A 12071-nucleotide genomic window follows, 5' to 3' on the forward strand; every position below is an offset into this window, starting at 1 on the left:
TAATTCCTATTAAAGATACAAAGGAAAATTTTAAGGCGACCACTTTACCCAGTCTTTAGAATTTATAGCTCAGGCCAGCTTTTACCATAAAAGGTGTTCCAGGGGTGAAATGCAATTCAGAAACGGGCTGTTGTTCATTTCTTAATCGAGTCTCTGTCTCAAACTGTGCTTCATTCCATTTGGTGTCAAATAAGTTTTGGGCCTGCAACAAAAAATTCCATTTTCCCACGCCATAGTTAAGCAGGAGATCGTTGACCAAATAACCTTTAGCACGTACCGAATTATCTTCTTTCGCTGGTTTTGTATTCATATAACGATAGCGCAAATTGGCCGAAATGCCGAGCGGTAGCTTCACAGATACTCCCCCTGTACTTGTTAAAGAAGGTACCAGCGGGATATAGTTTTCGCCTTTAGGTTGGTCAATTGCCCGCGCGTACGCATAATTGATGTCGCCATCAAAATATAACCATGGAGTAGCTTGATAGCGTAGACTCAAATCAGCCCCCAGACGTTTCGTTTTGCCTGAAGGCTCTACAACAGCTTCATCCCCGACGTACACAAATTCTTGCTGCAGGTATAACCCCCATAAAGCAGGCTGAATAAAAAGGTTATCAGTTGGCTTCCAGATCAAGCCAAGATCTGCACCAAAGGAAATGGGCATAATATCTTTTCCCTGTTGTTCCATCACCACCCTGATATCGTTGGAATGAAATCCCATACCCGTTTTCAAATAGATTTGGGCGCTATGATTGAACGTATATCCAAAGTTCAGCTTTGGGCTGATTCTTGTTGCAGAAGCCTCTTGCCCTGCAGGATCACTTTTCAGCTTATCATGCAAGTTGAAAATCAAGTGATCGACACGTAATGCATGATTAATCGTCCATTTTCCAATACGCCAATCCAGATTGCTATAGGCATGAAGATTCATTTCTACACCCGAAATATGCGAAAGCCGATCCAATAATTCGTCGCGCTGATAGACATGGTTCAGTTGAAGATCTTTGATATCATCCACTCGGAGCCCAAACCCCGATGTCCAAGAAAACTGACTATGATCAAAATGAAATTGGCGATTGTATTTGTTTTCGATACCGTACAAGTATCGATTATCAACCTGCTCTATTTCATCGCCATGAATGGGGTCTTTCAGAAAGAAAGTAAAATCCGAAAACAACTGAAATTTATAGCGCGAGAAGTAAACATTGCTTTCCCAGCTTTCTTGATCACTGATCAGCGCACGGTATTGCATCGCCAAATTCATGCGGGATGTATTCCCGCCTTCTGTAGAATCAATCGAACCCCAACGGCTAATCAGTCCCTGACGAACAGCCCGCTCCGGAATCTGACCCGATGCATTCCAACCCGAACTGAATATGGACCCCTGGAGATTGATATAATGTTTCTCATCGATCCACTGATTATATTTCGCAAATAGATTGACACGACTAAAATTTTGCTTGATGTCAAAAGGACCATTCGAATAATTGAACTCTCCTGCGGCATAGGCATATTTATTCTGCTCATGGTTATTCAGCAGATTAAGCATGGCCACGGTACGCCAGGAATCAAAAGAACCGCCTTCAACCTTAAAAAGATTATGATCCAAATGATCCAAGGTCGTAAAATTAACATAACCCGATGTGTTCAAATCGCCTTTGTCTGCATAATAAGCACCCTTGCCAAAATCAATGTCTTTTACCGTTTCTGGAATAATAAAATGGAGATCTGCGTATCCTTGACCGTGCGCATGAGAGACCATATTAACGGGAATGCCATCTGCAGTAATGGCAATATCTGTACCGTGATCATTATCAAATCCACGCAAAAATATTTGCTCAGCCTTTCCACCACCGGCATGCTGTGCTATAAAGAGCCCAGGAACTTTTCGTAACAGATCTTGCGCCGAATTAACCGGAATCTTACTTAAATCAACTTTGCTCAATGTTTTACTGCTATTGAATGCATCCACCTGAATTTGACTCAACTGCACTTCATTTTTTTGCATCTCGATTTCAATCGGAGACTTCGCTTCTTTTAGGATGTATACCTGATCGAGATAGCCAATCCGGCTCAACAATAAAGTATCCGGAAATATTCCCGGCTGTACGGAAAAAGTACCATTCGATGCTGTATGACTATGTTTTATTCCACGTTGGTAACGTATATTGACTTCTTCTAATCTCTGTTTACTATCCTTATCTTTCACAGTTCCCTGAATTACATGTTGCTGGGCATAACTGTGTGTAGTAGCCATTAGGCTTATAAAAAAGGTGATTTGATGTTTGTTCATATCCTATTTAAAAAATTACCATCCCAGAAATAACATCCCCGCACCGCAAATTGAGAGGACAGCACCACTAATAGCGTGTACATATCGATCAAGTTTTTCGGTGTTGAGCAAATTATAACCATAAATTCCCAACAAGACCATCCCAACCATGGTTGCCACTGTTGTGATGGTAAAGGTGCTAATCAGTGTAATCACCTCTGGCATTGAGCGGTGAGCACCTGAAAAAAATAAAAGTGGAATCAATGGTTCCGATGGTCCCATGACGAAAATTGCAAATAATACCAAAGGCGTTACCTTCGTTTTTTGATGATGGTGATGATGCCCTGATGTGCTTTTCCCATGCGTGTGTTCATGCACATACACCTCATCACCCATCACATCAAAATGCTTATGAGAATGCTTCTTTGACATTTTCCAGATCCCGTAAATCAAATATCCAAGTCCAAAAATAAATAGTGCCCAACTCGAAACATTGCCGCGCACGTCCTGCAACCAGCTGATCTTATTGAGCTGCCATCCAAGATAAACGCCAATAATCCCCAGTATGACCGAACTGAAAACATGCCCAAGCCCACATATAATGGTCCATAATATGGTTTTCCCCAACGACCATTTTTTCGATTTGGACAATACAATAAATGGCAGATAATGATCTGGGCCCGATGCAGTATGAAAAAAACTGATCGTAATAGCTGTAATAGCTAATGCGTAAAGTGTTGTGTTCATATAAATGATTTAATAGCAAAGCAGCTGATTAAGCCGCTTTCTTCAAGCAATGATTTATTAAATCGGTTTTATAGCCGTCTGTCGACCCAACCGATGATATTCACGAAAAGGAAAAGGGATTTAACCGAAAATTTTAAAGGAATGGTATAGGATACACCTGTCTGGCAGCCTGTTCGATAGATATTTATTTTGGAGTTCATAAAAACTATGCCATGACTTCTTATCCGCAAATAGCAAGAAAATTGGTAGAATCAGTCCCAAGGTACAGAGCCGAACGGCATATGCTAAATGTTGATCATAACGCCATTCGAACGAGCATTCTTCGATCGATCCGACATAAAAATCGAAATGGGATTGTGAAGAAGTTATTGCCGTTTTTGAGGTGTTTTTATAGGCAGTATGTGAAAAGACATCCTTGTTTATTTTACCTGTAAAAAACAGACAGAAAAAACAATGGACAAAACCATTAAAAGTTGTCTTAAATACCTATACATAGCATGTAACATCCCTATGGGATTGATAGATCAAATGTATTATAAGTTTGATCGTGTAGAGTAGCACAAATCTTGAATTTTATAGTCTTTTTCTAACTTGCTAAAAAATGTATATCTAAAAAAAACAGCGCGAAAACTTTACTTATACCAATAAAAACGCAATAAAACGGTAGAAAAACAAAATATCCCAGCATAAATCAACAGAGTTAAATTAGCACAAATCACGATTTACAACCGATCAAGTCGCTCCTATATTTTCGGCTATCGACCGGCTTGCCATACCGCTTATAATTGTAGTCTATCACATTATTTTCCCTCTTGCATCTCCAGCACCACTTGCTTCCGGATAAACATAGGATCATTAGAAAATTAAGCTATAAAATAATCCTAATTTTCTAATGATCATGCTAAAGCTGACGCAGGATTTAAAGTATAATTTTAAAGGTTTTGTCTGTGGCCAACAGCACAATACTAAGTACACACATCAGCAAGGAGTTGTAGAAATGATGATACTCTTGATGCGCCATATGTGCCGTAAACGCAGCAACCGCAAATGGAAACAACAGCAGCACTGCAGCATTCTTAAATTGCGGGTTATACAAACCTATTAAGAGCAATACTACCCCCATTAGTTCCCCTATTCCGATAATGATCGTCCAAGTCTTATTAAAACCCAGGGACTGCATGCTTTGCATCATGGCGCTCTTTTGAAAAACTTTGAATAATGATGCATATCCAAATACATAAAGGTAGTACGCATAGCTCAACCAATGAGCGACTGATTTAATCGTTTCCATGTTATACTTTTTGTTTTCCTACAAATTTCTTTATTAATTTGCAGGAATAACAGTACATACAAGATTGTATGATACCAACAAAAAAGTTTGTATGAACCCGCGAAAAGAGAATTCAACCAATCACATTAATGAGCTATACTGGAAAGACCGTTGTGGTATTGCATTTACATTGGCCACCATAGGTGGCAGATGGAAAATCAATATCCTTTCCTATTTGCTAAATGAAGGTAAACTCCGCTATAGTGAGTTGCGGAAAAGACTCGTGGGAATATCTGAACGTATGCTGATCGCCAAATTAAAGGAACTGGAGCATGACAAGCTGATTAATAGAATTGTATACCAGCAAGTTCCCCCAAAGGTAGAATATGAATTAACCGAGCTCGGCCGTTCGCTCGAGGAAATATTAAACCTAATGGATAAATGGGGAGAAGATAATCTCCCCGAATCAATGCTTTGATAGTGCATAGAGTGCAAAAGTACCTAACCAATGTGACCCCATGTAATCATCCTTGGTTGTAATATTGGGCAAAGAATACTTTAAATGTTTATTCGCCAACCTATGCAAATAACTTAATTCAGGCAGCGCTTTGGCGATACCGTTTAAACAGTTGGCGCGACTAAAATTAAGTCCATCCAGATGGACCAAATGTCCGTCGGTTCGATCTTTCACGATTCCTGGTTCTAAATTGAAATCGGGATTAAACAGATCTGGCATAAAATCCTTTAACCATTTACGGTAATCCTCCTGTTGCAGCACCATACTCATACAAAGGGCTTCTTCAAGACAAGGAGAAAGAAAATCGCTTCCACTTGGCTCAAAAGAAATGTTGCAGCTCTTATCCTGACTGTATAAACGAGAAGCATTCGTCATTAATGATTTTTCAAACGTCACATTTCCCGTGCTTCTTGCATAGTCCAGAGACAGCGAAAGGCCAAAGGCCGAATTATCATGATAGCCTGTCCTGATCGGATAGACCAATTTGGGCAAATATTCCTGATACGATTTTACCACATGTTTCACCAACGGTTCAAGATTCGATGCCCAGCGTTTTGCATCGGCATCTTCCCAAGTTAATAATTCCTTCTGCAGCTGCAACAACCAAGCCCAGCCATACGTACGCTCAAAGTTCTTATTGTTCTTATCTTGAAAGAAATCTAATTCAACAGCCACATTTTCTGCTGTAATATTTCGGTTCAATTGGCGTCGAATTTCACCTGAGCTATCCAAATTTGGAAATTCCTTCAAAATATGCACAATTGACCAATACCCGTGTACAGAAGAATGCCAGTCAAAACAACCGTAAAAAATTGGATGCAATGTACGCGGTGCTTTTAGATCACCATCACTACCGAGTACCTGTCCCAGCTTATTGGGATATTCCACTTCGATGCAATGCAGTGGCAAACTGAGCAGATGCTTGGCCTGAACGCTATCCAAGGTTAAAGGCTGATCATTTGAACTCGTATTTACTTTGATCGCTGAATTATTTTGACATGCAACAAAAGCAACGGACATGCAAAGAAGCCCTATTATTTTCTTCATAAACCCTTATTTTATAAACGACTATATAACATTTAATTAAGTAATTGTTCTACCAGTTCAGGAACAGCTATGGTCGCCGATTCTTCAATACACTGTATATTACGTAAAGCGTTGTCATGAGGAATCTTTTTGTCAATTAAAAACGATTTACAGTGACTAGGCGCAAATTCTTTAAGTCCCGCAGCGGGATAAACCTGTAGGGAGGTCCCCACAATAATCAAAATATCGGCCTTCGAAACCAGGCTTATCGCTTCCTCAATGGCCGGCACAGCCTCTCCAAACCAGACTATATTTGGCCTCAGCTGACTACCCTTCTCACAAAGATCACCCATTTTGATCTCATCACCAACAATGGGATACACCAAACGGTCATCGACAGATGACTTCGACTGATCCAGGCGTCCGTGCAAATGAACGATATGGGATGAACCTGCCTGTTCATGTAGTAGATCTACATTCTGCGTCACAATACTCACCCGGTATGCTGATTCCAATTTTACCAGCGCATGATGAGCCGCATTTGCCTGTGCGACCAAAGCGGCTTTCCGTCTCAGATTATAAAACTCCTGCACCAAGGCTGGATTTTTATGCCAACCTTCAATGGAAGCAACTTCCATGACGTCATGTCCTTCCCACAATCCATTGGCATCCCTAAAGGTAGGTATACCGCTTTCAGCCGAAATACCGGCCCCCGTCAATACAACGATATTTTTCTTTTCCATCTTAAATCTATTTGTTGCACCATTGTATAGTTAAGATTGACTTTTGATATGACCTTCATCATGTCTGTAGGCCTGATCTAGATCATTCATTTATCAACAAAGATGCATAATTATCCGGCAGCTCGAGTCGGATCGAATCTTTACTCAAGGCTGCCTTACGGTTCATATCATCAAAAGAACGTTGGTAATACACAAAAGCGCTATTTGGTATATGCAGTTCACTGGCTTTCTGCACGTTGAACACATAGCGATTATTTTTTAATTTGACATGCTGATAAATCCGATAAGTAACAACTTGAATCTGTACCTTATCAAATTTCGGAATGACCTTTAAATCCGCCGGTTCATGAAAGTATTTATCATTGAAATACATAAATTCATTTGACTCTGCTAATGTTGCTAGAGCTAACCTTCCATTGACCACTTCATTCACTAACGAATCTGCCCGCAATCGCTCGGATTTACTTCCGTCACCGGAAGAACAACAAACACAAAGAAGAACAAAAATTGGGATCAAAACAGCTTTGATTGGATTCATAGGCCTAAGTTATAATAAAAAATGCTTTTGCGCCACAATTCAGGAGAAAATGCACCGAATACCGAAAGAAAATGGATCAGAATTAATAAATCAGCATAGTTTATATCTCGCAAAAAAGCCCAGGATATTTTGTTATCCCAGGCTTTTTTTCAACGCTAATTGCTATTCGACCTCTTAAAGGTTATTTTCGATAGCGCCCACTTTCTCGCGATATAGTTGTATTGGCGCATCCAACAAAACAGCAATAACTGTCATATTTTTATCCAAGCGCTCTGCTGGTGCCTGAATGTAGATAATACCCGGGATGCTACTCCAATAAAGCTTATTGAAAATCTCATGATTTATCATGGAGCCCTCACCGACCACGCGGATCCTGGCGACTCCATTTTTAACACCTTTTAGTGCAATAGGACCCGTAGGTTTTCCCTCGACAAACAGATACAATGTCTGGCGATCTTTAGAGAGCGCGCTTAGTCCTTCATAATGTCCTTCAGGTAAGCCTTTTCCAGTCTCATAAAGTGCTTCGGCATGATCCTTAATCCACTTTAATACCGTTGGATTAGTCGCATTACTACTTGGCAATTTGGTCTCTAAGCCATCCACGGTCAATCCGGAATTATCAAAGATATTTTTTCCGGCATGCAGTGTTGAAGCGATCTGACCTAAAGCACGACCTGTCAACTTATTATCCAGTACAGATTTCAACGTAACTTCAGTATCTTGCGGTGCAGTCCAACGAAGCACCTCCGCAAAGGTTAGTGCAATCACAGTCACATCCTGATCAAAGTTTACTTTCGTCAAATCGACTTGAACGGTTCCGTTTTCAGACTTAACGTTCACTTTCGCGGATGCATCACCAACAACTGAGACTTCTTTAATGGCTGTATGATTGACCAAACCTCTGAGCTGCAATTCGGGTTTCTGTTCGTATACATACAGGTAAAGTGTCTTTCCGTCCTTTGATAAAGCAGATTTCCCGCCGTAGTTCACAAAAGGAATACCGGCTCTTGTACCGTAGATCGCAGCTGCATGCTTATGTGTCCATCGCCCCAGCTGTTTCAAAATATTTAATTGTTCCTCAGGGATCGTTCCATCTGCCTTTGGACCGATATCCAACAATAGGTTTCCACCCATGGAAATACAATCTACCAACGTTCGAATGATCATATTCGGTGATTTGTACTTTTTATCAAAGGGTTGATAGCCCCAAGAATCATTCATGGTATAACAGAGTTCCCAAAATTTAGCATCAGGCCGGGTTACTGGAATCCCTTGCTCAGGTGTATCGTAATCTCCATGATGATTCAATCGCGAGTTTATAATAATATTCGGATTATACTTCCGCAAAAGATTCAAGGTCTCTTTAGCTTTCCACTCCTCGGCACTATGCTCCCAATCCCCGTCAAACCAAAGTAATTCGGGCTTATACTGTTCGGATAGCTCAGTCAATTGCTTCTGGTAATATTTTACATAATTATCCCAACGAGAAGGCTCACTTTTCAATTCATAACGTTTTCGATTGCGCGTAAAAACATCGTAATAAGGATGGCTCCAATCGGGCAAAGAATAATACAGTCCAGTATGCAAGCCTTCTTCTTGTATGGCTTTCACAAATGGTGTGATTACATCCTGTTTGGCAGCTGCGTCTTGTAATGTCGTGATCGCTTTATCAGCCTTCGTATTCCACATCGAGATCCCGTCATGGTGTTTGGTCGTAATCACCGTGTATTTCGCACCGGCTTCTTTGATCAATTTGGCCCATTCCTTCGGTCTATAATCCTTTGCTGTAAAACCATTCAGTTGCTTGATATAATTGTCATGGTTGATGTAATTATTGAAGAATGACCAAGATTCTGATATTCCATCGACAGAATAAATCCCCCAGTGAATAAAAATACCCAGTTTGGCATCCTCAAACCAATCCATTTTTTGCGGTGATACATTGTTCTGCGCTGAAACGTTTAAGCACGCGGACGCCAAAAGAACAAAAAGAGAAATCTTTCGAAACTTCATAAGCTATTTTATCGATTACATAACAGTTTAAGCGGGCAAAATACACATAAATCAGCACAATCCAACTATGTAAGGGATAAATTACGTTGGAGAGCAATTGAAATCTAACATTGTATTTTCTCTCGCTCAAACTAAAAACACGCAGGGAATATTCCTATTATTTAAACGGACCTCATAGGGACTTTATAGGGACCTCATTCGGACCTCATTCGGATAAAGCCGTGTAAAGTCCCTTTTAAACACCTATAAAGTCAGTCTTAAATACCTATGAATTTTGATGCTTGTAGCACTATGCCCTATCGTTGAATTGATTGAACATGTCGCAGTGTTAAAATTCTTCTACTTCGAGCATCAAAATATGGACTAGTCTTGATCATTTTTACCTGTTTGTATGTGCTTACAAAAACTTCATGTATATTTGGCCGGTATGATCGAATTATATACAGATGGGGCTTCAAGTGGAAATCCGGGCCCTGGAGGTTACGGAACCATCTTAAGAACTATTTATACAGGCGATAATGAAGCCTTTAAAGGTAAACTGATCGAAAAAGAGTTTTCAGGCGGTTACCGCAAAACGACTAACAACAGGATGGAATTGATGGCTGTGATCGTCGGCCTCGAGGCACTGAAAAATCTACAACAACATGTTACCGTGTATTCTGACTCCAAATACGTCATTGACGCCATTGATAAGAAATGGGTATATGGTTGGATACAAAAAGGTTTTGCGGGAAAAAAGAACAAAGATCTTTGGTTGCGCTTAATGAGCGCCTATAAGCTCCATACCGTACGCCTTGTATGGGTAAAAGGCCATGCTGGGCATCCGTTAAATGAGCGCTGTGATCGTTTAGCTGTCGCAGCATCCAAAGATAAGGCAAATTGGAAAATCGATAGTGTTTTTGAAATGGAAGAAGGTAAATAAAAACGGGGCATTGTACAATGCCCCGTTTTTATTATTTCCATGCGATTATTCGCCGCTTTCCTTAGCTGCTAAGTATCTTTCAGCTTCCAAAGCTGCCATACAACCTGTACCTGCAGCAGTGATTGCCTGACGGAAGATGTTATCCTGAACATCACCACAAGCAAAAACACCCGGGATATTTGTTGCAGTACTATCTGGTTTTGTAATTAAATAACCTGTTTCATCCATATCCAATACACCTGTGAAAAGCTCGGTATTAGGCTTATGCCCAATAGCAACGAAGAAACCTGTTACTTCGATATCATTTTCAGACTGGTCTTTATTGTTTACAACACGTATTCCGGTCACCACCTGACCATCTCCTAGGACTTCTTTTGCCTCAGAATTGTAGTGAACTTCGATATTTGGTGTATTCATAACGCGATGTACCATTGCTTTAGAAGCACGAAACTCGTCACGGCGAACCAACATATGTACTTTTGAGCATAATTTTGCAAGATACGTTGCTTCTTCTGCCGCTGTATCCCCAGCACCTACAATAGCAACCTCTTGGTTTTTAAAGAAGAACCCATCACATACAGCACATGCTGAAACACCAAAACCATTGTATTTTTGTTCAGATTCCAAGCCTAACCATTTTGCTGTGGCTCCTGTCGCAATAATCACAGTATCTGCGGTAACTTGTACCGTTCCATCGATCTCAACACGGTGTACCTCACCTGTAAAATCCACTTTAGTCACATATCCAAAACGCACTGAAGTTCCGAAACGTTCAGCTTGCTCACGCAAATCTTCCATCATCACTGGTCCAGTGATACCTTTTGGATAACCAGGGAAATTGTCCACCTCAGTTGTTTGAGTCAACTGTCCCCCTGGCACAATACCGGTATAAACGACTGGTTTCATATCCGCACGGGCTGCATAAATCGCGGCAGTATAACCTGCTGGTCCCGAACCAATAATCAAACACTGTACATGTTCCACTTCTTGTTTGAATTCCATAATCCTTTTTCTAAGCTATTAATTAACGTTATTTTTTAAATTTATCTTGCAATCCTTTCAACATATCCAAAGAAATGTTCTGCGGCGCTTCTTCTTTTTGTTGATTGAATTCCTTTTTCGCAAGTTTTTTATCTTCTACAGAATGGGTGGCTGCAGCTGCTTTTGCCTTTTGCTCACTCTTTTCCTTTTTATACCGATTCCAGATATTCTCCAAGACCTTCTTGGTATACAATGGAAAATCACCATTCTGCATCCAAGCGTAGTAACTGGGCTCTTGCTCAAATACTTCTATAACAGGTCTTCCTTTATGTTTACCAAAATTGATCGTTTCCAATCCCTCCGCATTATAGACGAGCCGTCCGGCAAAATCTACAGGTTTACTTAGGTTGGTAAACGTATGTAGCGCCTCAACATCGTTTACGACAGGATAAGATACTGTCCCATGTTTATCTTCGAATGCAGCGCCTTCATATTTTGTCAGCTGCGCTTTCAAGACCTCATATGTGGCACGAACATCCGCTTCCGCTGTATGCGCATTTTCAAGATCTTCGTTGCAATAAAACTTGTATGCAGCTTTCAGCGTACGTTGTTCCATCTGATGGAAGATATTTTGAACATCCACAAATGCTCTACCCTCCAATGAAAAATCAACACCTGCCCGTAAAAACTCTTCCATAAGCATTGGGACATCGAATTTATTGGAATTATAGCCCGCGAGATCTCCATCGGCAATAAAAGCCGCAAGTTCCACTGCGATTGCTTTAAAATTAGGAGCATCCTTCACATCTTCATCATAAATGCCGTGAAAAAAAGAGGATTCCGCAGGGATAGGCACTTCTGGATTGATCTTCTTTGTATAGACTGTTTCTTCACCACTGGGCATCACTTTCAGAAATGATACTTCCACAATACGATCGGTCGCTACATTAACACCTGTAGTTTCCAAATCGAAAAATACCAATGGTCTTTTTAATTTTAATTCCATGCTGGATAATACACTTTTTTATCAAAAACCAAAAATACA

Annotated in this window: 11 protein-coding genes; 2 read left to right on the top strand and 9 right to left on the bottom strand. The window is 40.4% G+C overall.

What is annotated here, in order from left to right; translation table 11 throughout:
• Window positions 1-55: 55 nt before the first annotated feature.
• The 3 genes from B2O97_RS14000 to B2O97_RS14010 form a co-directional block, all read right to left on the bottom strand.
• Window positions 56-2290: a TonB-dependent receptor gene (locus tag B2O97_RS14000; RefSeq protein ID WP_070560827.1), complete on the bottom strand. Its 2235-nt coding sequence runs from the start codon at window positions 2288-2290 to the stop codon at window positions 56-58.
• Between the two features lie 15 nt (window positions 2291-2305).
• Complete coding sequence (locus tag B2O97_RS14005) at window positions 2306-3016, bottom strand: membrane protein (protein ID WP_046676263.1); 711 nt, start codon at window positions 3014-3016, stop codon at window positions 2306-2308.
• Window positions 3017-3935: 919 nt separating this feature from the next.
• Window positions 3936-4307 (bottom strand): DoxX family protein, encoded by a 372-nt coding sequence (locus tag B2O97_RS14010; RefSeq protein ID WP_046676261.1) that lies wholly within the window; start codon window positions 4305-4307, stop codon window positions 3936-3938.
• Window positions 4308-4398: 91 nt separating this feature from the next.
• Here B2O97_RS14010 and B2O97_RS14015 point away from each other — a divergent pair, with 91 nt between their 5' ends.
• Window positions 4399-4764, top strand: a complete 366-nt coding sequence (locus tag B2O97_RS14015) for a winged helix-turn-helix transcriptional regulator (RefSeq protein WP_112374699.1) — start codon at window positions 4399-4401, stop codon at window positions 4762-4764.
• Here B2O97_RS14015 and B2O97_RS14020 read toward each other — a convergent pair.
• From B2O97_RS14020 to B2O97_RS14035, 4 genes are all read right to left on the bottom strand, one after another.
• A complete protein-coding gene (locus B2O97_RS14020) occupies window positions 4753-5850 on the bottom strand; it encodes a DUF2891 domain-containing protein (RefSeq protein ID WP_070560832.1) in 1098 nt (365 codons plus the stop codon). The two genes, B2O97_RS14015 and B2O97_RS14020, sit on opposite strands and share 12 nt — an antisense overlap.
• Window positions 5851-5882: 32 nt before the next feature.
• A complete protein-coding gene (locus tag B2O97_RS14025) occupies window positions 5883-6572 on the bottom strand; it encodes an SIR2 family NAD-dependent protein deacylase (protein ID WP_070560834.1) in 690 nt (229 codons plus the stop codon).
• 82 nt (window positions 6573-6654) lie between these two features.
• Entirely contained in the window at window positions 6655-7110 is a 456-nt protein-coding gene (locus B2O97_RS14030; protein WP_070560836.1) for a hypothetical protein, read from the bottom strand.
• Window positions 7111-7284: 174 nt separating this feature from the next.
• Window positions 7285-9123: an alpha-L-fucosidase gene (locus tag B2O97_RS14035; protein ID WP_070560838.1), complete on the bottom strand. Its 1839-nt coding sequence runs from the start codon at window positions 9121-9123 to the stop codon at window positions 7285-7287.
• A gap of 427 nt (window positions 9124-9550) precedes the next feature.
• On the opposite strand from B2O97_RS14035, the gene rnhA reads away from it, so the two are divergent.
• A complete protein-coding gene (gene rnhA, locus B2O97_RS14040) occupies window positions 9551-10045 on the top strand; it encodes a ribonuclease HI (RefSeq protein WP_115049557.1) in 495 nt (164 codons plus the stop codon).
• Between the two features lie 45 nt (window positions 10046-10090).
• On the opposite strand, the gene trxB is transcribed toward rnhA, so the two are convergent.
• Window positions 10091-11047, bottom strand: coding sequence for a thioredoxin-disulfide reductase (gene trxB, locus B2O97_RS14045; protein WP_070560840.1), 957 nt, complete (start codon window positions 11045-11047; stop codon window positions 10091-10093).
• Window positions 11048-11075: 28 nt separating this feature from the next.
• Entirely contained in the window at window positions 11076-12032 is a 957-nt protein-coding gene (locus B2O97_RS14050; RefSeq protein WP_070560842.1) for a 3'-5' exonuclease, read from the bottom strand.
• Window positions 12033-12071: the final 39 nt, after the last annotated feature.

The organism is Sphingobacterium sp. UBA865 (genome assembly GCF_002295765.1).
Taxonomy (GTDB): Bacteria; Bacteroidota; Bacteroidia; order Sphingobacteriales; family Sphingobacteriaceae; genus Sphingobacterium; species Sphingobacterium multivorum.